This is a genomic window from Curtobacterium sp. MCBD17_019, from assembly GCF_003234555.1.
Classification (GTDB): Bacteria; Actinomycetota; Actinomycetes; order Actinomycetales; family Microbacteriaceae; genus Curtobacterium.
The window spans coordinates 83,739-106,575 of record NZ_QKTT01000004.1 but is presented as its reverse complement, the minus strand read 5'-3'; the positions used below and the strand labels follow the sequence as shown (position 1 = coordinate 106,575).

Sequence of the window (22,837 nt, the reverse complement as noted above, 5' to 3'; positions counted from 1 at the left end):
GCGGGCGCGGGTGAGCGTTCACTCGCCGACCGGCCGGGAGGCACGACCCCTGTCCTCGTCGCTTCCCCCGGTGCAGCATGGGGACATGAGCACGAGGACCGTCCTCCACCCCGTCGATCCGGACGTCCTGCGGGACCTGCGCGAGCGCGTGCGCGCACGCCGGGTGCTGCCTGCCGTCGACCGCGCCGGTCAGGACCTCGGCATGGCGGGGCGCGACCTCGACGCCCTCCTCGACCACTGGGCCGACGCCTACCGGTGGGAGGACCACGAGGCGCGCGTCCTCGCCCGGCCATGGGTGCGCTCGGGGTCGGCGACACCGGTGAACGCGATCGTCCACCGTGCGGGCGCCGACGCCCCGGTCGTCCTGTTCCTGCACGGGTGGCCGGACTCGGTCCTCCGGTTCGAGCGGGTGCTCGACCGCGTCGACGACGTGACGTGCGTCGTTCCGGCGCTGCCGGGCTTCCCGTTCGCCGCGGCGACGGAGCGGAGTGGCTGGTCGGCGATCGAGATGGCGGACGCCGTGCACGCCGCGATGCTCGACCTCGGGTTCGACCGGTTCGTCGTCTCGGCCGGGGACGCCGGCTGTGACGTGGGTGAGGCGATCGCGGCCCGGCACCCCGGAGCGGTGGCTGCGCTGCACCTGACGGACGTGTCGCAGTACCACTTCCTCGGCGGCCTCCCCGACGACCTCGACGACGACGAGCGCGCCTACGTCGAGCGCGGTCGACAGTGGCAACGGGACGAGGGCGGGTACATGCACGAACAGTCGACCCGACCGAACACGCTGTCGGTCGGGCTCGCGGACTCGCCTGCCGGGCTCGCCGCCTGGATCGGCGAGAAGCTCGACCGCTGGACCGACCAGGCGGTGGACACGCCGCCGTTCTCGCCCGACGAGCTGCTCACCTGGATCACCGCCTACTGGGTCAGCGGATGCATCGGCACGTCGTTCGCGCCCTACGCGGTGGGCGGCGGCAAGGACTGGGGTCGCATCGACGTACCGACCGTGATGACGGTGTTCCCCGCCGACCTCGTCAACGCGCCGCGACGGTTCGCCGAGCGACGCTTCCGGATCGTGGACTGGCGGGAGTTCGAGCACGGCGGGCACTTCGCGGCGTGGGAGCGACCCGACGACTACCTGTGGGGCGTCCGACGAGCGGTCGAGGTCGAGGGGTGACGGCGGCGTCGTTCGGTCAGCTCCTGGCGGCAGCGACGAACCCGGCCCCGCTCAGCGGCGGGCGTGCCGCCAGCGCGCCCACCGCACGACGTTGATGGCGGGGTAGGTCAGGAACGCCAGCGCGAGGAGCAACAGCAGGATCGAGGAGGCCACCGGGGCGGAAGCGCCCGGGTCTGCCGCCGCGACGATGCCCGACACCGCGCGAACGAGGTCGAACAGTCCGATGACGCCGAGCACCACCGAGACGACGACCCGGACGGCGAGCTGCCGGGGACGCAGCGGCGTGAGCGGCTCGCGGTGGTCGACCTCGGCGAACTCGGGCGCCACGTACGTGCCGCTGCTGCCGCGCTGTGCACTCCGCGCCGTCGCGGTCGGATCTCCGTGGTAGGTCTGTCGGTCGGTCATCGTCACGATCCCCTCGTCGTCGTACCCGCAGCCGAGGCCCGGATCCGCCAGCGATGTCAGAACCCGCCGAAGCCGAACAGCGCGGTGACGCCACCGGTCACGAGCACCCAGAACGACACGGGGACGGCCATCGCGCCGAGGACGACGACGACGACCCCGAGCGTGCGGTGTCCCGGGTCGGCGGACCGGGTGCCTCGGACGCCGAGCATGAGCACGCTCGTCGCGGCGATGACCGAGCCGACGGACAACAGCCCGAGCAGCAGGGCGGCCACCTGCACCCACCACGAGGGTGTCGCGAGCGCCGCGTGCGGTTCGTGACGCACGAGGGCCAGCAGGACGAGGTAGGCGCCCAGGAGCGCGGCCGCATAGCCGACGAGCAGCGTCATCCCCACGACCGACGCGCCCGCACTCGCCCGCGGACGCCGATCGGCCAGCGGGTCCGGCGCCCACTCGTCGTCGAAGCCCGCCCACACCCCGTCGTTCCCCATGACGGCAGCATGGCAACGCGAGGAGTGCTCGCACATCCGCCGAGGGGATGATCACGTCAGGCGGTCGCGGCCCGGTCTCAGTCCGGCCGGTGCGTCAGAGTCGGCAGGCGCGCTCCGAGGTCGGCGAGATCGCGCACCGTGATCGTGAAGCGGTCGTCGGGCGCCGGAGCGTCGGCGGACGGGCGAGCGACGAACGCGGTCTGCATGCCGAGCGAGGCCGCCGCCCGGAGGTCCCACGGATGCGCCGCCACCATCATCGTGCGGGCGGCGGGGACGCCGAGCAGCTCCAACGCCGTCCGGTACACCGAGGCCGCGGGTTTGAAGGCACGCGCGAACTGCGCGGAGACCACGGCGTGCCAGCGCAGTCCGGCACGCTGCGACAGCGCGGCGAGCTCGTCGAGGTCCGCGTTCGACAGGGACGCGACCACCACCTGCCGTCCCAGCGTCGCGAGGGCGTCCGCCGAATCGGGCCACGGCCGGAGCGTCTCGGTGACGTCCACGAGCGCGTCGTGTTCGTCGGCCGACAGCGCAGGGAGCGAGCCGTCCGCGACGAGGTCGTCGAGGGCCTCCCGTCGGATCGCGCGGTGCGGGCGCCAGGGGGCCTCCCCGGTGTTGACCGCCGCCATGGCGGCGTCCATCAGGTCGTCCCATCGACGGGCGATCGCGTCGACGTCGTGTCCGGCATGCGCGGCGAGCGCCACCGCCAGACGGTCCCGGATGGTCCCGACGTCGTCGACGACGGTGCCGATGGTGTCGACGAGGAGTGCGTCGACGCCGGTTCCCTGGTCGGTCATGCGCCCAACCTACGGATCACTTCCGACCGCGGGAACGGTCATCCTCACGACGGATGCCGCTCCGGTGCACGGTCCGCCACGATCGGTACCACCCGCCCGCGGATCCCTGGAGGCCGTTCCCATGCCCTTCCTCGTCCTGGTACCCGTCATGTGTCTCTGCATCGCCCTGCCGATCACGGATGCGCTCGTCCGGAAGGACCTCGGTCGAGCCGGGCGGGTGCTCGTCCTGCTGACCGTCGCGATCGTCGTGGGCGCGTGCTCGGAGTTCGTCGTCTACCTCGCCGTGCCGGCGTTCGCCGTCCCGGCGGTGGTCTACCTGGCGACCCGTGGGCGGCTCCCGTTCGTGCAGCGGCTCGTCCCCGGTCGGTCCGGTGACCCGGAGCGGCGGCGCGCACTCGCCGTGCGGCCCGCGTTGGCCCTCAGCGCGGTGGCACTCGGGGTCGCGGTCCTCGCCGTCGTCGCGATGATGAGCGTGGCGCTGTCCGAGATGTGAGGGCACCGAGGCCGGCGGCCGCGCCGGGACGAACGGGCGACGACCCTCGATGTGGCCGCGTCAGTCCATCGCGATCCCTCAATCGATCCGGTTGGTCAGGGCCTCCCCGCCGCGGACGTGCTGGTCGCAGAACGTGAACACGGTCTCGCTCCACACACGGAAGTTCGACGGCGACAGCACCCAGTGGTTCTCGCTCGTGAGCTGCAGGAACCGGTGCGGCATGTCCTCGGGCGCGCCCGGGAACCCCGATACCAGGTCCCACCACGCCCGCAGCGCCTCGGAGACCGGCACGCGGTAGTCCCGGTTGCCGTGGATGAGCAGCATCGGCGTCGTGATCGCCTCGGCGGTCCGGTCGGGCGAGTTCTGCGCGTACCAGTCCGGGTGCTCCTGCTCGGTGCCGAAGATCCCGTTCTTGTTCTCGGCGGCATCGGTCGTGTCGTGCTGCTGGTCGAGCGACCAGAGCCCGGCGTGCGTGACGATGCAGTCGAAGCGGTCGGTGTGGCCGGCGATCCAGTTCGTCATGTACCCGCCGAAACTCGCGCCGAGCAACGCCGTCCGCGTCGGGTCGAGGCGGTGGTCGCTGTCGGCGAGGACGGCGTCGAGCACGCCCTCGACCTCACGCCAGACGATCGCGGCGCGGTGCGGCCAGGCCCGCGCGATCCACTCGTCGCCGTACCCGGTCGAGAGCGCCGGGTCGGGCAGCACGACGGCGTACCCGCGCTCGACGGCGAGCCAGGGGCACCAGCGCCACGACCAGGCGTTCCAGGACGAGAACGGTCCGCCGTGCACCCACGTCATGACGGGTGCCGGGCCGTTGCCGCGGTGCGCGTCGTCCGGCAGGAACAACCATCCGGGCACCTCGACGCCGTCGACCTCGGCCGATACTCGCTGCACGGTGCCGGGCAGGGTGTCGACCACGCCGGGGGCCGGCAGGAACGCGGGCGTCTGGTCCTCCGCGGTCACGTCGAGCCGCACCGGGCTCGCCGGACGGCCCATCGCCGAGCGGAGCGCGAACAGCGTCCGCCCGTCCGGGTGCACGAGGAGGTTCGAGTACGACGCGTCGGTGACGAGCCATCGGACGATGGCACCGGAGGTCGGGTCGACGAGGACGACCGCCCCCGCGCCGTGCAGGTCACCCGTCACCAGGAGGCCCGTTCCGTCGGCCGTCCATACGACGTCGTTCGCTGTGATGTCGCCGAGCTCGAGCCGCACCGCTGCTCCGCCGTCGATGCTGCGGACCTCGATCCACTCCTGGTGCGGGGAGTCGTACGTCCCGCGCACGCGCATCGCGACGGCGAACCGGGAGGCGTCGGGCGCGATCCGCGCCTGGCTCGCGTCGGCGCCGTCCTCGTCGACGACGACGGACCGCTCCCCCGTCGCGACGTCGATCCGGAGGAGCACGGCATGCGAGCGTCCGCGCGTGACCCGCTCGGTGGCGCGAGCGAGGACGAAGGAGCCGTCCGGAGCGATGTCGAACTCGGGGTTCCGGAAGCGCTGCCCCGCGTCGGGGGCGAGGTCCCGGAGCGGGGTGGGACGGGCCTCCCGGTCGCTGGCCCGAGCGGCGTCGGGGGCGGTGGCCCCCGCGTCGTCGAGCACGAGCAGGCGCGCCTCGGTGTCGTCGAGTTCGTGGTCCCACCAGCGGATGGGCATGCCGTCGTGCAGGATCGCGGTGACCGCCTGGTCCTTCCGGCGCTCGCGGCGGGCTCGGTCCTCGTCGGCGTCGGACGAGCCGACCAGGCGGCTGCCGGTCACGATCACCACACCCGAGCGGCTGACGAGCGGACTCCCGACGCCACCGGGACTCGTCGCGACGCGGATCGGCTCACCGTGTTCTGGCAGCGACCAGAGCGCGGGGTCCTCCGTGTTCTCGCCGCTGCGCGGGTCGGGGCGGCTCGACGTGAAGAGCAGGTCGCCGGACGGGGTGAACGCGGGCGACGACTCCCCCTGCTCCGAGGACGTCAGGCGGACCGGCGGGCGATCGCCGACGGGGTCGACCTCCCACAGCGCGCTCCGGTACCGGGCGGCGTCCGCGTCGGGCTCCTGCACGGTCGCGACGAGGCGGGCGCCGTCGTGACTGAGCGCGAGGCCCGTGACGCGGGGGTGGCGGATGAACGAGTCGAGGTCGGCGAAGAGCGAGGAGGTCATCGCCTCCGAGCGTACGGCGGGGCGCCGACCAGCGTTCTCGCTGCCGGTCAGCGGTCAGGCACCGCTGCCGGTCAGCGGTCAGGGACGCACCCAGACCGTGGTCTCCCCCGGGAGCACGCCAGCCGCGGTGAGTCCACCGCTCGCGACGACGACCGAGCCGGCGGGCGCGGGCACGGGGGCGGTCCCGAAGTTCATCGCGCACACCCAGCCGTCGTGCCGGGCGAAGGCGATCGCGTCCGGCCCCGGAGCGTCGAGCCAGCGGAGGTCCTCGCCCTGCTGCAGCGCGTGGCGGACGCGGAGTGCGGCCCGGTAGAGCTCGAGCGTCGAGTCGGGCGCACCGTCCTGCACGGACACGGCGAGGTCGGCGAACCACGCCGGCTGCGGCAGGTGCGGCGCGGCCGGGCCGAAGCCGAACGCCGGCGTCGACGTGTCCCACGGCAGCGGGACACGGCAGCCGTCACGGCCCTTGCGCGTGTGCGCACTCCGGACCCACACCGGGTCCTGGAGGTCCTCCTCACGCAGGTCCGCGACCTCACGGAGTCCGAGCTCCTCGCCCTGGTACAGGTACGCCGAGCCCGGCAGCGCGAGCAGGAGGAGCGTGGCGGCGCGGGCGCGGCGGACTCCCCGGGTCTCGTCCGCCGCAGGACGCGTGCCGCCGGACATGAGCCAGTCCTCCTCGTCCGCACCGGCGGGCAGCGCGTAGCGGGAGGCGTGGCGGACGACGTCGTGGTTCGAGAGCACCCACGTGCTCGACGCACCGCTCTCGGCCGCGAGCCGCAGGTTGTCGTCGATGATCCGCGAGAACGTGCCGGCGTCGAAGTCGGCGCGGAGCAGGTCGAAGTTGAACGCCTGCCCGAGCTCGGTCGGCCGCGCGTAGAGGGCGACCCGCGCGCTCGGCACCCAGGCCTCGGCGACCGCGGTGCGGGGCGGGTCGTACTCGTCGAACACCCGCCGCCAGCCGCTGAAGATCTCGTGCACCTCGTCGCGGTCGTACAGCGGGTCGCTGCCGTCGAGCGGGAGGTCGAAGTCCTTCGGGTTCGCGTCGCGGAGCGGCTCGCTGAGGTCCTTCGCCAGCGCGTGTGCGACGTCGACGCGGAACCCGTCCACCCCGCGGTCGGCCCAGAACCGGAGCGTGGTGTGGAAGTCCTCGCGGATCTCCGGGTTCGCCCAGTTGAAGTCGGGCTGCTCGGGCGCGAACAGGTGCAGGTACCACTGGCCCGGCGTGCCATCGGGGTCCGTGGTGCGGGTCCAGGCGCTGCCACCGAAGTTCGACTGCCACGTGGAGGGCGGGATCTGCCCGTCGTCGCCGAGCCCGTCGCGGAACACGTAGCGCTCGCGGGCGGCGGAACCGGGCTCGGCGGCGAGCGCCTCCCGGAACCACGCGTGGTCGTTCGAGCTGTGGTTCGGCACGATGTCGACGATCACCTTGATGCCGGCGTCGTGCGCGGCGGCGACCATGGCGTCGAAGTCGTCGAGCGTGCCGAGCCGCGGGTCGACGTTCCGGTAGTCCGCGACGTCGTACCCACCGTCGGCGAGGGCGGACGGGTAGAACGGGCTGAGCCAGATGGCGTCGACGCCGAGCCGCTGCAGGTACGGCACGCGACTCGTGACACCGGCGATGTCGCCGAGACCGTCCCCGTTGCTGTCGGCGAAGCTCCGCGGGTACACCTGGTAGACGACGGCCTGGCGCCACCAGTCCGGGTCGGTGCCGTCGATGGCGATGAGCTCGCCGTCGTCGCGTGCGGTGAGGCCCGGGGTGGTGGGTTCGGACATGGCGTTGGCCTCCTGGGATGGTCGTGGTCCCTGCACGAGGGACGTCGACGAACGGCGGACGATCACCCCCAGCATGGCGCTCCCGACGGCGACAGGCCCGCTTCCCGCGTCCCTGACCCGCAGCTGAAGGGGCACGGCACCCGACGTCTAGCGTCGGACCGGTCCTCGTCCGCGGTCCGACCGGTCCGCTCTCCCACCCACGCAGGAGGTTCCATGGCCCACACCGACATCGACGACGCCCCCTGGGACGACTTCCACGCGGCCGTCAACATGACCTCGCGCGAACTCCGCGAGTGGCTCGAGACCGATGCGTCGCAGCCGGACAGCGAGGCCTTCGCCGACCAGGCCGGTGACGAGCGCTCGCGCGCCGTGCTCGAGATCCTCGGCAAGCGCAGGACGGACCTGACCGACGACGACGTCACCGTCATGGAGACCGTGGTCGCCGAGGTGCAGGCCGAGCGCGGCGACGACCGCGAGCCGACGGCCGGCGACGCGGAGTGGCGGCACCGGCTCATGTCCATCGGGCACGACCCGCTCAAGCCCTCGACCTGAGCGGGGCACACATGCCAGCGGACGCGGCGGCCGCTGAACGGGCAGACTCACAGTCGAACCACGCTCATGCTTCCGACGAAGGAGTCCCGATGACCTACGCCTCCGAGCGCCAGGCCCGTGCCACCCCGCCGACGCTGGTGAACGCCGCGTTCTGGCTGTTCATGCTCGCCGTGCTCGCCCAGATCGTCAGCCTCATCGTCTCGATCTCGACCTTCGGCACGGCGGAGGACGAAGCAAAGCGACGGGTCGCGTCGACGTCGAGCAACCTCTCGGAGTCGACGGTGCACGCCGCGCTCGTCGCCGGACTCGTGATCGCGATCGTCATCGGCGTGCTCTCCATCATCGCGTTCGCCCTGTTCGACGTGTTCATGCGTCGCGGGGCGAACTGGGCACGCATCGTGCTCCTCATCCTGACGATCCTGTCGGTCTTCACCATCCTCGGGGGACACGGCATCAACGCGGTCGGTGAGGTCGCCGCCATCGTCGCGACGATCCTCATGTACCTCCGGCCGTCGAGCGCCTACTTCGCCGCGGTCAAGGCGCGGAAGACGGGTGCCCAGCCGCTCGGGTACTGACCCCGGACCACCACCGCAGGACCACTCCCGGCCGGGAGGCGCCGTGTGCGCCTCCCGGCCGTCGTGCGCTCCCGGCCGTCGTGCGCTCCCGGCCGTCGCGCGCCCCGGCCGTCACGCGCCTCCCGGCCGTCGCGCCCCGAACAGGATCGGTCGGTTTGATCCTTGACAGTTAGATGTCGAACTGTCAGAGTTCTGACCATGAGCGAACAGGAGCCCGAACTCACGACCAACATGGACCTGCTCCGGTGGGTCGGCTGGGCGCAGCAGCAGGCCGGACTGGACTGGATCCGGCAGCGCGAGCTGAGCCACCAGCAGGGCTTCGCACTCGGGTTCCTCGTGCAGAACCCCGGTGCGATCCAGCGTGACATCGCCGCGATGACACGGACGACCCCGGCCAGCGTCTCGAGTCTCCTGCAGGGGCTCGAACGACGCGGACTCATCGAGCGCCGCACGGAACCCGGGAACGAACGGAGCAAACGCGTGTACGCCACCGAGGCCGGCGCCGAGCTCATCGCCGGGTTCGACGACGCGATGCGGGACGCCGAGGAGACCATCCTCGCGCCCCTGAGCGAGGAGGAGCGTCACACCCTCCACGCCCTGCTCACCAAGGTGACCTCCGCACTCCCGCGTCCGACGCGGGAGCAGTAGCCAGTCGCCCGCGCGCCCGTCCGCGGGTCGCACCCCCACCACCGCCGTGCCGGCGTCCGTCGGCGCGCCATCCGTCATGCCCGGAACCGGGCTCCACCCTGCCCTCGAGGAGTCACCATGAGCACCTCAGCCCCCACCGCCGTCGACGTGTCCGTCGCCACCCCCGCCATCGGCACCAACCGTTGGTACCTGTCCGCCGCGCCCATCGTGCGGGCGCTCGTCCACCTCTGCATCCCGATGGCCGCCGCGCTCATCGTCGGAGCCGTCTACAACGTCCTCAACGCCGGGTTCATCGGTTCGCTGCACGACGCGACGCTGCTCGCCGCCGTCACGTTCGGCTCGCCGATCCTCGGGCTCGTCATGGCCGTCGGCGGTGTGTTCGGGACCGGTGGCAGTGCCCTCATCTCGCGGCTGCTCGGCGCGTCGGAACAGGACCCCGCGGAGGCGGGCGAGATCAAGCACGTCGCCGCGTTCTCCGTGTGGGGTGCGGTGATCGTCGGCGCGGTGCTCGGCGGCGTCGGCCTCGTGGTCCTGCACCCCCTGGTGCTCGCCCTCGGCGCGCACGGTGTGGCCGTCCCCGCGACGAGCGCGTTCGTCGCGGTCATGCTCGCCTTCGTCCCGGTGCTCGCCGCGGCGTTCTGCCTCGAGCAACTCGTGCGCGCCGAGGGCGCCGCACGGCAGGTGATGATCGGCCTCATCGCGTCCACGGTCGGCAACCTGGTGTTCGACGTGCTGTTCATCCTCGTGCTGCGCTGGGGTGTCGCCGGCGCGGCACTGTCGGTCGGGCTGTCGAACCTCGTGACCGTCGTGTACTTCGTCACGTGGCTGACCCGGCACAGCGAGCACGTCAGCCTCGCGCCGCGATGGTTCACGCTCTCCCCCGCGGTCATGCGGCCCGTGTTCGGGGTCGGCATCGGCGAGCTGCTGCAGTCGGCGTTCCTCATCGTGACGTCGCTCGTGCTCAACAACCTGGCAGCGGGCTACGGCGATGGCCCCCTCGCCGCGATGGGAGTCGCCGTGCGGATCGCGCAGGTGCCGGAGTTCCTCATCATGGGTGTCACGCTCGGGGTCCTGCCGCTGCTCGCCTACACGTTCGGCAAGGGCGACCGGGCACGGCTCGCTACGGCGCTCCGCGGCTCGGCGATCACCGTCGGCGGCATCGCCTTCGTGTTCTCCGGGGTCGTCTTCGCCTTCCGTGACCAGGTGTTCTCACTGTTCGTCGCGGACCACGCGCTGCTCGCCGTCGGCGCCACGATCATCACCGCGCAGCTCGTGTCGATGATCTGCAACGGGTTCACCGGCCTCATCACGTCGCTGTTCCAGGCGACCGGCCGCGCCCTGCCTGCGACGATCATGTCGGTCACCCAGGGGGTGCTGTTCATCCCGATCGTGATCCTGGCGAACCTCTGGTTCGGCCTCGGGGGCATCATCTGGGCGCTCACCGTCAGCGAGGGTCTCGTCCTCGTCGCCGGGATCGTCATGTGGTCCGGGCTCCGCGGTTCGATCGACCGCGGGCTCGCCGAGGGCAGCCCGGAGCGCGCGGAGGTCGTGCTCGAGGAAGCGTGATGCGGCGCGACGAGCGAGCCGGGACGGCCGGGAGGCGCGGTGCGGGTCCGACCCGCACCGTGCCTCCCGGCCGTTCCCCCGGATCAGCTGAGCGCGTCGACCACCGCGCCCCAGCCCGGGGCGAGCTCGGCCGCCCGAACGCAGGAGAGCAGCATGCTCGCCTCGTTCGCCTGGCCGGTCCCGGCGATGTCGAACGCCGTGCCGTGGTCCACGGAGACGCGCACCGCGGGCAGCCCGACCGTGATGTTGACCCCGTCGTCACCGTAGACCGACTTGAAGGGGGCGTGGCCCTGGTCGTGGTAGCACGCGACGAGCAGGTTCCAGCGGCCCCGGCGCATCGCCGCGGGGAACAGCGCGTCGGCGGGGATCGGTCCGTCGACGGGGATGCCCCGCTCGCGGGCGGCCTCGATCGCCGGGGTGAGGACGTCGGCGTCCTCGTCGCCGAACAGCCGGTTCTCGCCCGCGTGCGGGTTGAGGCCGGCGACGGCGATCCGCTCCTCCGGACGCCCGAGGGCCCGTGCGAGCCCGTGTGCGAGGTTCAGCACCTGGGTCGTCCGCTCGACGGTGACGTCCTCGATCGCACGGCGGAGCGACACGTGCGTGGTGAGGTGGAACACGTAGAGGTCCCCGGCCGAGAGCACGAGGCTGTAGTCCTTGACGCCGAACTCGTGGGCGAGCAGCTCGGTGTGGCCGGCGAAGTCGTGGCCGCCCGCGTGCATGGCCGCCTTGTTGAGCGGCGCGGTGACGATCGCGTCGGCGCGGCCGGCCCTGACGAGGGAGCAGGCCTCGACGACGAAGCGGTAGGCGCCGTCGCCGGCGGCCGCGCTGAGCTCGCCGATCGGGACGTCGGCCAGGGACGGTCCGCTCTGCACGAGTTCGACGGTGTCCGGGTCGTTCCGGGCCTCGCGCGGGTCCTCGATGACGACGAGGGCGTCCGTGTCGAACCCGGTGGCGCGCATCCCGCGGCGCATCGCGTCGGCATCGCCGATCACGACCGGACGCGCGATCTCCCGGAGTTCGGGGTGTGCGAGCAGCGCCTTGGCGGTGATCTCCGGACCGATGCCGGCGACGTCGCCGAGGGTGAGCGCGAGCGTGGGGTTGGTCATGGTTCGTCCTTCGTGAGGGTGCGGATGATGGCGTTCAGGGTGTCGGCGTCGCCGAAGCCGCCGGACTTGGTCACGATCGTGGTGCCGTCGGCGCGACCACCGCGGATCCGACCCCAGGGCACGCCCGGCAGCACGGACCCGAGGACCTCGACACCCTCGGCGCCGAGCGCGCTGAGCAGGGCGTCGGTGCCGTCGCCGCCGATGACGACCACGGCGGTGTCGGCATCCCGGTGGACGTGCTCGGCGGCACGGTCGGCGGTGGCCCGCGCGATCACGACGGCCTGCTCGTGCGTGACCGTCCCGATGTCGAGGGCGGGCGGCGAGACGATCGGCACCCGGACCTCCAGGGCGTCGATCTGCGCGCGGGACACGGGGTGCACCGAGGTGACGACCACGACCACGCGTGCAGCCCGCGGGCCCGGCGCCTGCCGTGGCGAGCGCCGTGCGCCGAGTGCCGCCGCGAGGCCCGACGCGCCGACGGGGACGGCACGGGGCCCGGCGGCCTCGATGACGGCGGCGAGCGCGTCGAGGTCCGCCTGGGTCGCGGCGTCCACGACGACGGCGGGGTGGTGCCCGATCGCGCCTGGGAGGTCCGCGAGGTCCACCAGGGGCGCGTCGAACAGCACCGGCAGGCGGTCCTCGCGGGTCGGGGCGACCGGATCGGCTCCGGCGGCCGTCTGCGCGGCGGGGGTCCCGTGGACGAGCACGCGGCCGTCGGTGACGGTGCGGCCGAGTGCCGGGGCAGCCGGGCAGATGACGGCCGTCGCGGACGGGCCCCACCACGCGAGGGCGGTGCGGACGTGCTCGCCCGGCCAGCCACGGAGCGTGGAGTCGATCTTGACGAACAGGCGGTCGACGGCGTCGCGGTCGAACCGGTCGTCGGTCTCCCAGTCGTGCGTCGGCTTGGCGCGGGACCCGGTCGAGACGGACGCGACGTCGACGTGGACCGGCAGCGTCACCCCGTACTCGACGAGGCCGGTCCCGGCGAAGCCCACGGCGCTGTCGAGCGCGCCGGTGACGTCGTCGGCGAGGATGAGCCACCGTTCCATTGCGTCTCCTCCTCGGTCTGTGTGCTGCACTGCTCGGATCCCGTCTACGCGATCGCGATGGGACGGACCATCGAGCCGGTCGCGCCCGCGATCTTGAGCGGCAGGCAGATGAGCTTGAACTCGTCCACGCCATCACGCGCGAGGTCCTCGAGGAACGCGTTCTCGAGCAGGTGGACGCCGCGCTGCCGCAGAGCGAACTCGTGCACGGGGTGCGGGTTCTGCGGGTCGGCGGACGGGACCTGCTCGACCGTCGAGGTGTCCGAGCCGAGCACGACGCAGCCGAGGTCGTCGATGAGCCAGCGCGCGGCCTCGAGGTCGGGGCCCGCGCCGTCGGCGGCCCCGTAGCGGGCGGGATCCGGCCACACCGACATGAGGCCGGTGCGGACGAGCACGCAGGACCGCGGCGGGATCGTCGTCCCCTGGGCCGCGGCGACCGCTTCGAGGTCCGCCCGGGACAGCCCGCGGCCCTGTTCGAGCAGCGGGACGTCGAAGTACCCCGCGGCGTCGAGCAGGACACCGCGCAGCACGATCGGCGGGATGCTCGCGGCGTCGGCCCGGGTGGGACCGAAGTCGCTGCTGTGCTCCGCCGCGTGGAAGCCACCGAACCACGTGTCGTCGGCGTCCGTGATGTGGCAGAGGGCGTCGAGGTGCGTGCCCGTGTGCATGCCGGTGATCATGAGCTCGGTCAGCATGCTCACGCCTGCGGCGTTCTGCTGCTCGCCGAACAGGGGGATGTCCTGCGCCCGCTTGATGCCCTGCGGCGTGCGGTACGGGGTGAGGGTGAAGGTCGGGTGTCCGTCCCACTGCGGCATGCCCACGAACCGGCCCGCGTCGAGGTCGTAGACGCGGCCCTGTCCGGCGGCCCCGAGGGCGTCGAGGACGTCGGCGGGACCGATGTCCCCGACGCGGCCGATCTCGCGGGGCTCAGGCGCGCGCACGGGGTTCCCCCTTCCCGAGGAGACCGGGCGCCGCGACGGCCGCCGTGGCTCCGGGCTCGAGCACGTCCTCCTGGAAGTCGAGCTTGCGCCCGCGGGTCTCGACACCGGCGATCACCATCGGGATCGGGATGAGGGCGAGCAGGATCACCTGCAGGAGCCAGAACGTGTTCCAGTTGCCGCTCGTGACGAGGTTCGTGCCCCAGAAGGCCGAGGTCCCGTAGCCGAGCGACCACTCCGCGACGACCGCCAGTCCCATCCCGACACCACGGATCCGCGTCGGGAACAGGAGGACGAAGTACGCCGCCGTGACGCTCCAGCCGAGCTGACGGAAGAAGCCCGCGATGAACAGGTACAGCGAGACGGGCACCACGCCCTGCGAGAACGGCGCGAGCCAGATGAGCAGGGTGAACGGCACCGCGATCCAGACGAGCGGCAGCGTCCACTTGGCGGACACCTTGTCCATGAACCAGCCGCCGAACACCGTGGACACGACCAGGGCGATCTCGTAGGCGTACGTGATCGTGGTGCCCGACACCGCGGGGATCGGGTGTCCGGTGATGCCGCCGTGGGCGTACCAGGCCGGGTAGTTGAAGTCCCAGCCGCCCTGGGGAGCACCGATGAGGAAGGCGATGATGAGCGCGATCAGCGTGTAGCCGAGTTGCTTCTTGGCGAACAGCGCACGCAGGCCCTGCTTGAACTCGCCGGGCGCGGCCTCCTGGGCCTCCTTGATCCTCGCCCACTGCGGCGACTCGCGCAGGCCGAGGCGCACGAGGTACGCGATGGCCGCGAACGCGAAGGACGCCAGGTAGGCGACGCGCCACCCGGCGGCCGTCGGGGCGCCGAAGGTCTGCGCGAACACGTTGGCGAGGCCGTAGCCCACGCCGACGCCGGCCTGGGTGCCGGCGAGCATGAGCGACCGCCGCTTGACCGGCGCGAACTCGGACAGCATCGCGAGGCCCATCGCCCACTCACCGCCGGAGAAGAACCCGGCGAGGAAGCGGACCACCATGAGCTGGGGCGCGTCCTGCACGAGACCGGTGAGACCGGTCATGAGGACGGTGCCGATGATGCCGTACATGAACGCGCGCTTCCGGCCGAACAGCCGGTCGCTGAAGTACCCGAGGACGAGGGCACCGAGGCCCAGACCCACCGCGTACAGGAAGAACGCGTCGCCGACGGTGCCCGTGCTCGTGTGCAACGACTTCGCCATCGGCCCCTGCACGAAGCTGACGATCTGCAGGTCGAGGGTGGTCACCGCCCACCCGAGGAACACCGTGAGCCAGACGAGGAACACGTGGTTGGACGACGACTTCGTTGTGCCGCTCATGGACTACCTCTCGAGGGGGGCGAGGGGGCTCGGCATCCGGGCCGGCTCCTTGGTTGCGCGTTGTGCGCAAGAAGCAAGCGTACTGCGCGTTTCGCTCAGCGCAACTCCAGGAGGGCCGGACCGCCGCTCGACGGACCAACGGACCGGCTGACCTGCCGCGGCGAAGCCGCGCCGCGCCTCCAAGCCGCCCCGGATCCGGCCGCCCGGTATGCTCCGTGTGCCGTTCTCCGAGGCGGACTCGGCGGACCGGAGGACGGGAGGGCCGCGGAGATGCCCAGAGGCAGGGGCAAGACCGGTGCCGCCCAGCGCCGCGAGCAGATCAAGCAGCTCACCTCGCGCGCCGGACTGGTGGACGTCGAACAGCTCGCCGAGACCTTCGACGTCACCCCGTCGACGATCCGACGCGACCTCGCACAGCTCACCGCGGACGGCGAGCTCGCCCGCACCTACGGCGGCGCCATCGCCACGAGCACGGCCGGCCAGGAGCCCTCGCTCGGTCAGCGGGCCACCATGGCGGTCGCGCAGAAGGAACAGATCGCCCGCCTCGCGTCGACGTTCGTGCAGGAGGGCGAGACGCTCATCCTCGACGCCGGCACCACGACGGGCAGCCTCGCCCGACGCCTGCGCGGGCGCTCCGGCCTCACCGTCATCACCAACGGCATGACGACCCTGGCCGAACTCTCCGACGACGAGCACGTCCACGTCATCGGCCTCGGCGGCGACCTCCGGAACATCAGCCAGGGGTTCGTCGGACCCCTCGCCGAACTCGCCCTCACCCGGTTGACGGCGGACCGCGCGTTCCTCGGCGCCGACAGCCTCGACGCCCGGCTCGGGATCTGCGAGGCCAGCCCGGTGCAGACCCGGCTCAAGGAACTCATGATGGACCACGCCGACCACGTCTACGTGCTCGCCGACAGCTCGAAGCTCGGTCGCGCCCCGTTCGACGCGTGGGCACCGATCGAACAGCCGTGGACCCTGATCACCGACGCGGGGGCGACCGAGGAGCAGCTGGCGCTGTTCCGGGCGCGCGGCGACGTCACCGTCCTCGTCGCCGGCGGGCGGGGCTGACGCGCGGCGCCGGCACGCGGGTCGGAACGCGGCCCCGACGCGTGGGCCAGCCCGGACCCGACACGCGGCCCGACACGCGGGGTGACACGCAGGGCGGGCACCCCCTTCCGGGGGCCCGCCGAAACCGGATACGGTGATCGAGCTCCACCCGAAGCGCGACACCCGAGGGGACCCGAACCCGTGCGCACAACGACCATCACCGTCATCGCCGCTGCCGTCTGCATCGCCGCAGTCGGCATCACCAGTCCCGCCGCCGCGGCGACCGCATCCGACCACGCGACGACGGCGGCGTCCGCCGCAGCCCGCAGCAGCGCGCCGGCCGCCGGGCGGACACCGTCCGCGACCACGCCCTCGTCTGCGTCGCCGTCCGCCACGCCGTGGTCCGCGACCGCGACCGCCACGCCGAGCGCTGCCGCGGCGGCGAAGTCGAGTACTGCCGCCACGGCGAAGCCGAGCGCCGCGGCGCCCGCGCGCACCGCCACCGCGAAGGCCCCGGCTCCGACCGCCCTCACGGCGACACCGCTCCCCCTCGCCTCGGCCCGCGCCACGTTCGGCAGTGCCCTCATCCACTGGACGAAGCCCGAGGGCGCCCAGGGCGCGTGGGTCGTCAGCCGCAACGGGACGGACTCACTCGGCATCGGCCCGCAGAGCATCAGCACGACCTCGGCGAACGACACCGCACTCGTGCTCAACCACCTCGTCCGCGGCAGGACCTACACCGTCACCGTGACGGGCGACCTCGGCCAGGGGCGATCCGCCTCGACCACCGTGCGCGTCGGGTCGGATCAGGTCACGCCGCCGCGTGCCCTCGTGGTCACGCGGAACGACGAGAACGCGCGGGTCGGCACGGTGTCCGCCGCGTGGGCGGCACCGCAGGTCTCGGCCGGCAAGAAGGTGCTCGGGTACCAGGTCACCGTGCAGCAGCTGGCCACCGGTGCCGCGCCGACCGTCGTCGTGCTCGCGCCGAGCGCGCGCTCCTACACCTCGGGCGAGCTCGACTCCACGTTCACCTACCTGGTGTCCGTGTCCGCGATCACCAGTTCCGGCGTGGGGCCCGCGGCGCAGGGGTCGATCCAGATCGGGGACTCGAACAAGCTGTACCCGTGAGGTACCCGGGCCGTCCTGGACTGAACGGCTGGCGACGACCGGCTCAGCGGTCGTCGACGTCCCGCCGGTGGTCGACGTCGACGGCCTCGATGGCGACCCGGTCGTCGTCGATCCGGTACAGCACCCGGTACTCCCCGCGTCGCGCCGAGAAGAGCGGGGCCAAGGGCGGTCGCAAGGGCTTCCCGACTCGCTTCGGGTTCGCCGCCAGGGGTCCGACGATGAATCGCCAGGCTGCGGCGGCGACACCTGCGGGGAGACGTTCGGCGAGCGCCCGGCGCGCGGTCCTCGTGAAGACGAGCTGATACGGCTGCGTCACCTCCGCGAGCCGAGCTCGCGAGAGCATCGCCGTCCGCACCTCGTCGACCGACGACACCGCACCCTCCTCGAGTTCCTGCAGTGCGCCACGGAGTGACGCGACCAGGTCGGGTCGGCTCAGGATGTCGACGGTCTCCAGCAGCGCGTCGTAGTCGTCCGCACTGAGGAGCACGGCGGCCCGGCTTCCGTTCCTCGTCAGCGCCATCGCCTCGATCTGGGGATGAGGCGGCCGTCGGCCCGGTCTCCATGGGTCGTGTCCCTGCCTGCACCGAGCCTCAGGCGAGCTTGGCGAACGCCGATCGGTGCCACACGAGCGGGCTGTGCTCGAAGTCGCTCATCAACCCCAGGACGCGGAGCACGATGATGTCGTGGTCGCCTGCCGGATAGGTGTGCTCGACGCTGCACTCGAGCCAGATGGGAGCGCCCTCGAGGAACACCGAGCCGGAGTCGGAGACCATGGTGTCGACGCCGGCGAACCGGACCGACTTGTCCTTCGCAGCGAGCTGACGCGTCGTCGTCTCGTGCCGCTCACCGAGGATCGACACGCCGAGCGTCGACGCCCCGGCGAGCACCGGCCACGTCGTGGACGAGTGCTGCACCGCGAACATCACGAGCGGCGGGTCCTGGGAGACACCGACGGTGAACGACGAGGCGACCAGCACGGTGGGTTCGTCGTCGACGACCGCGGAGATCGCCGCGACACCGCAGGGGAACCCGGAGAAGGCCTCGCGGAGGGCAGTGACGTCGGGGGCGTGGGTGGAGTACGGGGCGATCATGCGTTGGAGCCTTCCTGGATGGGGGCGGGTGTGGTGACGGTCCCGAGCGCAGGGGACGCCGAGTGCGCTGCAGAGGCGAGGACGACGTCGCGCCAGCGGTCGAGCCACGTGGCCGTGCTCGACGGGTCGCCGTAGTGCTTGTCGTTCAGGTACAGCCCCTGCGTCGGGGTGGTGGCGCCGAGCTCGACGAGCACGGGCTTGAGGAACACGTCGGGTGCCATGTGGTGCGCGGGGCCGGCGCCGAGCATGAGCGGTACGGCGGTGACCCCGGCGAGGCCCTCCCCGGTGGCGAACTGATCGAGGAACAGCTTGAGGACGCCCGTGTAGGTCGCCTTGAACGTCGGCGACGCCACGACGACGAGGTCGCTGCCGGCAACGGTCTCGACGACCGCCTGCACGCCGGGGTCGCCCCAGCCGAGGAGGCCTGCCCCGAGCGTGATCACGTCGACGACCTCGTCGGGCGCGCTGCCGGTGATGCGCTCGGCGAGGACGGTCGCCGCCTCGAGCGTGTGTGAGGCTGGCTTCGGGTTACCGACGACGACGGTGGTGATCATGGTGGTCCTCCTTGCGGTATCGAGTACATCTGGTGCCCGTGACGCGTGTGTGACGCCGCCGTGACGTTCCGATTGCGCCACCGACGCTGCCGATCCGACACGGAAACCCCTGGTCGGGAGGCCCGGCGCCGGCTTCCCGACGAGAACGCGCCGCACACGACGGGGCCACGGGAGCGTCAGAACGCGAGCAGGTTCTCCTTGAACGTCGCGTGCTCGTAACCGTCGCGGATGAGCCCCCGCCGGCGGAGCACGGGTGCGAGGCCGTCGCACACCTCGGTGAGGTCCTTCCGCGTCACGGGCAGCCCGATGAGGAACCCGTCGGCGCAGGTCTCGGCGATCGCGTCCGCCATCTGACCGGCGACGGTTTCGGGGGTCCCGACGAGCTGGACCGACCCGGTGGTGTCACGCTGAGCGGGAAGTGCCTCGCGCAGGGTCTTGCCGTCGGCCTTGGCGAGGAACGCTTCGATGACGCTCTGGTGTCCGTTGCTCTTGCCCTTCAGGTCCCTGGGAAGGGGCTCGTCGAGCTCGAACCGGGCGAAGTCGAACCCGGACGTGTAGGACAGGTTCGCCAGCTGCGCGTCGATGCTCTCCTGCGTGACCTGCTGCATGCGCGCCTGCTTGGCATGGGCCTCCTCGTCGGTGTCGGCGAGGACCGGCTCGACGAGGAACAAGACCTTCGCGTCACCGGGGTCCCGACCGAACCCCACCATGCGGCGCCGGATGTCCTCGGTGTAGGACCGCATGGCGTCGATGCCGGGCGCGCTGGCGATGAGCACGTCGGCGTTCCGCGCGCCGAGGTCGCGGCCCTTCGGGGACCCGCCCGCTTGGCAGATCACGGGATGCCCCTGAGGCCCGGCGACGGTGTTGAGCGGACCGCGCGTGCGGTAGTACTCCCCCGCGAAGTCCGCGTACCGGACTTTCGTGTGGTCGGCGAACACCCCGGTCTCCTCGTCCATGACGAGCGCGTCGGCGTCCCAGGTGTCCCAGAGCGCGGTCACCGCGTCGATCCACTCGTCGGCCATCTCGTACCGCTCGTCGTGCTCGAAGTGCTGGTCGTACCCGTAGTTCTGCGCTGCGGCGTGCGGGCTGGCGGTGACGAGATTGATGCCCACGCGTCCGTGGGTCAGGTGGTCGAGCGTCGACATGAGCCGGGCGGCGAGGAACGGCGGGTAGAACGGCGTCGCGGCGGTCGCGATGATCCCGAGATGCTGGGTGGCGGCGGCGAGCAGCGGCACCAGCGGCATGGGGTCGTGGCGGACGATCGCGGTGCGGAGCGCGTGCTCGAACGAGGACCCGAACACGTCCGGCAGGACGGACGAGTCCTCGAGCATCATGAAGTCGAACCCGGCGCGCTCGAGCGAGGTCGCGGCGTCGACGAACAGCTGCGGGTTCGCGACGTCCTTGCGCACGTTGCCCGACCACTGGCCGTTCCAGCCGTAGACGCCGAAGCCGTAGCCGAGGAACCAGCCGAGGTGAAACATGGGTGTCCTTCCGAGGGGTGGTCGCGCCGGTGGTGACCGGTCAGACGGAGGTGAGCGATGCCTCCAGGCGGTGCTTCGCCCGGTGGTACGGCAGGGGGTGGTAGTCGATGTCGGCGCCGAGCGCGACCGCGGCACGGAGGCCGAAGCGGGGGTCGCGGAGGAACTCACGGCCGACGAGCGCGACGTCCGCGTGCCCGCCTGCGACGATCTCCTCGGCCTGCTGCGGGGTGGTGATGAGGCCGACTGCGCCGACGGGCACGCCCGTTGCGTCGCGGAGCCGTTCGGCGAATCCGACCTGGTAGCCGGGGAACACGGGGATGGTGGCGTCGGGCACCATGCCGCCGGTGGAGACGTCGAAGAAGTCGGCGCCGGCGTCGACGGCCCAGCGGGTGACGATCGCGGTGTCGTCCTCGTCCCACCCGTCAGGGGTCCAGTCCGTCGCCGAGACGCGCACGAACAGGGGGAATGCGTCGCCGACGGCGGCGCGGGTACGGCGGATGACGGCCAGGAGGAGCCGGGCCCGGTTCGCGAGCGACCCGCCCCAGTCGTCGCGCCGCGTGTTCGCCAGCGGCGAGAGGAACTGGTGGAGCAGGAACCCGTGCGCGGCATGGAACTCGACGAACTCGAACCCGGCATCCCGTGCACGGAGGGCCGCGGCGACGAACGCGTCGACCGTGCCGGGGATCTCGTCGGCGGCGAGCGCACGCGGGGTGGCGTACCCGGCGTACGGCACCGCGGACGGACCGACGGGCTGCCAGCCACCGGCCGACTCGGGCAAGGTGCCGGCCTGCGGCTCCCACGACCGGGCCGTCGAGGCCTTTCGTCCGCCGTGCCCGAGCTGGATCCCGATGCGGGCCCCGTACTCCCGGGCGAACGCCGTCGTGGGGCGCCAAGCGTCCCACTGGTCGTCGTTCCACAGGCCGATGTCCTGCGGGGTGACGCGCCCTCCGGGCGCGACGGCCGCGTTCTCGACGATCACGGCCCCGGCACCGCTCAACGCCAGCCCGGCCACATGCACGTGGTGGAACGACGACGGCATGCCGTCGCGGTCCTCCGCGGTGAACATGGTCATCGGGGCGACCCAGAGCCGGTTCCGGAACGTGACGCCGCGGAACCGGATCGGTACGAACAGTGCCGGGGTGGACATCAGAACGCCCGGAGGTTCTCGCGGAGCGTCGCGCCGGTGTACTCGTCGCGGACCAGGCCGCGTCGGCGGAGGGCGGGGGCGAGGCCGTCGGCGATGATGGCCATGTTCATCCGCGTCGTCGGCAGGTAGATGAGGAACCCGTCGCCGCCGACGTGCTGCATGAACTCGTCCATCTTCGCGGCGACCGTCTCGGGCGACCCCACGAACCCGAGGTCGTTGATCTGGTGCGACGTGGCGACGACCTCGCGCAGCGTCTTGCCGGACTGGCCCTCGAACAGCTTCTCGATCGAGGTGTACTCGCCGTTCTGCTTGCTGAGGTCGATGTGGTCGACGGGGGTGTCCGGGTCGATCGCGCCGAAGTCGATACGGCCGCCGGACGTGTACGACATGTTCCAGAGGTTGTACTCGACGGCCCGGTCGGACCGGAGCTCCTCGGCGGCCTGCCGGGCGGCCTCCTCGGCCTCGGCGTCGGTGGCCCGAACGGTCGGCGTGACGATGAACAGGAACTTGACGTCGTCGGGGTTCCGCCCGGCCGCGGCGACGCGGGCGCGCATGTCCTCGCGGTACGCCTTGGCGCTCTCGGGGGTCTTCGACAGCGCGATCATCGTGTCGTCGTGGAGCGCCGCGAGCTGGCGGCCCATCTCGGACCCGCCCGCGGAGCAGATCGGCAGGACGCCCTGCGGGCCGGGGATGGTGTTGAGCGGGCCGCGGGACGCGAAGAACTCGCCACGGTGGTCGATCGGGTGCACCTTCGTGTGGTCCGCGTACACACCGCCCGCGGGGTCGGCGACGACGGCGCCCGGCTCCCACGACCCCTGCAGCGCCTTGACGACGTCGGACCACTCCATCGCCATCCGGTAGCGCTCGTCGTGGTCGAGGTGCTGCTCGTACCCGTAGTTCTGCGCGACGCGGTCGGTGACGCTCGTGACGACGTTCATGCCGACGCGGCCCTCGGTCAGGTGGTCGAGCGTGGTGCCGAGTCGCGCCGCCAGGTACGGCGGGTACTGGATGGTCGAGAACGTCGGGATGACGCCGATGTGCTCGGTCGCACGGGTCATGAGCGGCACGAGCGGCATCGGGTCGTTCTTCGGGGCCATGAACCCGCGCCGCAGGCTGGTCTCGGCGGTGCCGCGGTAGGAGTCCTCGACCATGGCCGTGTCCTCGATGAGGATGTAGTCGAAGCCGCCGCGCTCGAGGTTCTTCGCGAGGTCGATGTAGATGTCGGGCTTCATCCAGTCCGTGACGTTCGTGCCCGTCCAGGGGCCGTCGCCGTTCGTGGGCGACCATGCCTGGATGCCGAATCCGGAGCCGAGGAACCAACCGAGGTGGAACATGCGTGTGGGGCCTTTCGTGGAG

At 72.0% G+C, this 22,837-nt stretch carries 23 protein-coding genes; 8 read left to right on the top strand and 15 right to left on the bottom strand.

What is annotated here, in order from left to right:
- Positions 1–85 precede the first annotated feature (85 nt).
- Positions 86–1,174, top strand: a complete 1,089-nt coding sequence (locus tag DEI82_RS05480) for an alpha/beta fold hydrolase (protein ID WP_111036044.1) — start codon at positions 86–88, stop codon at positions 1,172–1,174.
- 51 nt (positions 1,175–1,225) lie between these two features.
- Here the strand turns inward: DEI82_RS05480 and DEI82_RS05475 are convergent, their stop codons facing one another.
- The 3 genes from DEI82_RS05475 to DEI82_RS05465 form a co-directional block, all read right to left on the bottom strand.
- The gene (locus DEI82_RS05475; RefSeq protein ID WP_181435110.1) at positions 1,226–1,579 is read right to left on the bottom strand and encodes a hypothetical protein; all 354 of its coding nucleotides are present in this window, start codon (positions 1,577–1,579) and stop codon (positions 1,226–1,228) included.
- Between the two features lie 56 nt (positions 1,580–1,635).
- A complete protein-coding gene (locus tag DEI82_RS05470; protein WP_111036043.1) occupies positions 1,636–2,067 on the bottom strand; it encodes a hypothetical protein in 432 nt (143 codons plus the stop codon).
- A 77-nt stretch (positions 2,068–2,144) separates the two neighbouring features.
- Positions 2,145–2,861: a haloacid dehalogenase type II gene (locus tag DEI82_RS05465; protein ID WP_111036042.1), complete on the bottom strand. Its 717-nt coding sequence runs from the start codon at positions 2,859–2,861 to the stop codon at positions 2,145–2,147.
- 121 nt (positions 2,862–2,982) lie between these two features.
- On the opposite strand from DEI82_RS05465, the gene DEI82_RS05460 reads away from it, so the two are divergent.
- The gene (locus DEI82_RS05460; protein WP_111036041.1) at positions 2,983–3,354 is read left to right on the top strand and encodes a hypothetical protein; all 372 of its coding nucleotides are present in this window, start codon (positions 2,983–2,985) and stop codon (positions 3,352–3,354) included.
- A gap of 78 nt (positions 3,355–3,432) precedes the next feature.
- Here the strand turns inward: DEI82_RS05460 and DEI82_RS05455 are convergent, their stop codons facing one another.
- Both DEI82_RS05455 and DEI82_RS05450 read right to left on the bottom strand, forming a co-directional pair.
- Positions 3,433–5,499 (bottom strand): prolyl oligopeptidase family serine peptidase, encoded by a 2,067-nt coding sequence (locus tag DEI82_RS05455; protein ID WP_111036040.1) that lies wholly within the window; start codon positions 5,497–5,499, stop codon positions 3,433–3,435.
- A gap of 78 nt (positions 5,500–5,577) precedes the next feature.
- Complete coding sequence (locus tag DEI82_RS05450; protein WP_111036114.1) at positions 5,578–7,272, bottom strand: glycoside hydrolase family 13 protein; 1,695 nt, start codon at positions 7,270–7,272, stop codon at positions 5,578–5,580.
- A 213-nt stretch (positions 7,273–7,485) separates the two neighbouring features.
- Here DEI82_RS05450 and DEI82_RS05445 point away from each other — a divergent pair, with 213 nt between their 5' ends.
- The 4 genes from DEI82_RS05445 to DEI82_RS05430 all read left to right on the top strand — a co-directional run bounded on the left by DEI82_RS05445 (position 7,486) and on the right by DEI82_RS05430 (position 10,613).
- Positions 7,486–7,824, top strand: a complete 339-nt coding sequence (locus DEI82_RS05445) for a DUF3140 domain-containing protein (protein ID WP_111036039.1) — start codon at positions 7,486–7,488, stop codon at positions 7,822–7,824.
- 89 nt (positions 7,825–7,913) lie between these two features.
- Positions 7,914–8,399 carry a hypothetical protein gene (locus tag DEI82_RS05440; RefSeq protein ID WP_111036038.1) on the top strand — a complete coding sequence of 162 codons (486 nt, stop codon included), beginning with the start codon at positions 7,914–7,916 and terminating at the stop codon, positions 8,397–8,399.
- A gap of 198 nt (positions 8,400–8,597) precedes the next feature.
- On the top strand, positions 8,598–9,047 hold the full coding sequence (locus DEI82_RS05435; protein WP_111036037.1) for a MarR family winged helix-turn-helix transcriptional regulator: 450 nt from the start codon (positions 8,598–8,600) through the stop codon (positions 9,045–9,047).
- 117 nt (positions 9,048–9,164) lie between these two features.
- A complete protein-coding gene (locus DEI82_RS05430) occupies positions 9,165–10,613 on the top strand; it encodes an MATE family efflux transporter (RefSeq protein WP_111036036.1) in 1,449 nt (482 codons plus the stop codon).
- Between the two features lie 83 nt (positions 10,614–10,696).
- Here DEI82_RS05430 and pdxA read toward each other — a convergent pair whose 3' ends face one another.
- Genes pdxA through DEI82_RS05410 form a run of 4 tightly spaced genes read right to left on the bottom strand, consistent with a single transcriptional unit; the run spans position 10,697 to position 15,033 of the window.
- Positions 10,697–11,719, bottom strand: coding sequence for a 4-hydroxythreonine-4-phosphate dehydrogenase PdxA (gene pdxA, locus DEI82_RS05425; RefSeq protein ID WP_111036035.1), 1,023 nt, complete (start codon positions 11,717–11,719; stop codon positions 10,697–10,699).
- Entirely contained in the window at positions 11,716–12,768 is a 1,053-nt protein-coding gene (locus tag DEI82_RS05420) for a four-carbon acid sugar kinase family protein (protein ID WP_111036034.1), read from the bottom strand. Before DEI82_RS05420 ends, pdxA begins: the two co-directional genes overlap by 4 nt.
- Positions 12,769–12,812: 44 nt before the next feature.
- Positions 12,813–13,706 (bottom strand): cyclase family protein, encoded by an 894-nt coding sequence (locus DEI82_RS05415; RefSeq protein ID WP_111036033.1) that lies wholly within the window; start codon positions 13,704–13,706, stop codon positions 12,813–12,815.
- Positions 13,693–15,033: an MFS transporter gene (locus tag DEI82_RS05410; protein ID WP_111036032.1), complete on the bottom strand. Its 1,341-nt coding sequence runs from the start codon at positions 15,031–15,033 to the stop codon at positions 13,693–13,695. Before DEI82_RS05410 ends, DEI82_RS05415 begins: the two co-directional genes overlap by 14 nt.
- 270 nt (positions 15,034–15,303) lie before the next feature.
- Here DEI82_RS05410 and DEI82_RS05405 point away from each other — a divergent pair, with 270 nt between their 5' ends.
- Both DEI82_RS05405 and DEI82_RS05400 read left to right on the top strand, forming a co-directional pair.
- A complete protein-coding gene (locus DEI82_RS05405; RefSeq protein ID WP_111036031.1) occupies positions 15,304–16,101 on the top strand; it encodes a DeoR/GlpR family DNA-binding transcription regulator in 798 nt (265 codons plus the stop codon).
- 180 nt (positions 16,102–16,281) lie between these two features.
- Positions 16,282–17,208: a fibronectin type III domain-containing protein gene (locus tag DEI82_RS05400; RefSeq protein WP_111036030.1), complete on the top strand. Its 927-nt coding sequence runs from the start codon at positions 16,282–16,284 to the stop codon at positions 17,206–17,208.
- A 43-nt stretch (positions 17,209–17,251) separates the two neighbouring features.
- Here DEI82_RS05400 and DEI82_RS16465 read toward each other — a convergent pair whose 3' ends face one another.
- The 6 genes from DEI82_RS16465 to DEI82_RS05370 form a co-directional block, all read right to left on the bottom strand.
- Positions 17,252–17,728, bottom strand: coding sequence for a type II toxin-antitoxin system Phd/YefM family antitoxin (locus DEI82_RS16465; protein WP_111036029.1), 477 nt, complete (start codon positions 17,726–17,728; stop codon positions 17,252–17,254).
- Between the two features lie 70 nt (positions 17,729–17,798).
- Positions 17,799–18,299 (bottom strand): flavin reductase family protein, encoded by a 501-nt coding sequence (locus DEI82_RS05390; RefSeq protein ID WP_111036028.1) that lies wholly within the window; start codon positions 18,297–18,299, stop codon positions 17,799–17,801.
- Positions 18,296–18,853 (bottom strand): NADPH-dependent FMN reductase, encoded by a 558-nt coding sequence (locus DEI82_RS05385; RefSeq protein ID WP_111036027.1) that lies wholly within the window; start codon positions 18,851–18,853, stop codon positions 18,296–18,298. Before DEI82_RS05385 ends, DEI82_RS05390 begins: the two co-directional genes overlap by 4 nt.
- 176 nt (positions 18,854–19,029) lie before the next feature.
- Positions 19,030–20,334, bottom strand: coding sequence for an NtaA/DmoA family FMN-dependent monooxygenase (locus tag DEI82_RS05380; protein WP_111036026.1), 1,305 nt, complete (start codon positions 20,332–20,334; stop codon positions 19,030–19,032).
- 40 nt (positions 20,335–20,374) lie between these two features.
- The gene (locus DEI82_RS05375; protein ID WP_111036025.1) at positions 20,375–21,481 is read right to left on the bottom strand and encodes an NADH:flavin oxidoreductase/NADH oxidase; all 1,107 of its coding nucleotides are present in this window, start codon (positions 21,479–21,481) and stop codon (positions 20,375–20,377) included.
- Positions 21,481–22,815: an NtaA/DmoA family FMN-dependent monooxygenase gene (locus DEI82_RS05370; RefSeq protein WP_111036024.1), complete on the bottom strand. Its 1,335-nt coding sequence runs from the start codon at positions 22,813–22,815 to the stop codon at positions 21,481–21,483. The genes DEI82_RS05375 and DEI82_RS05370 overlap by 1 nt, the downstream gene beginning before the upstream one ends.
- Positions 22,816–22,837: the final 22 nt, after the last annotated feature.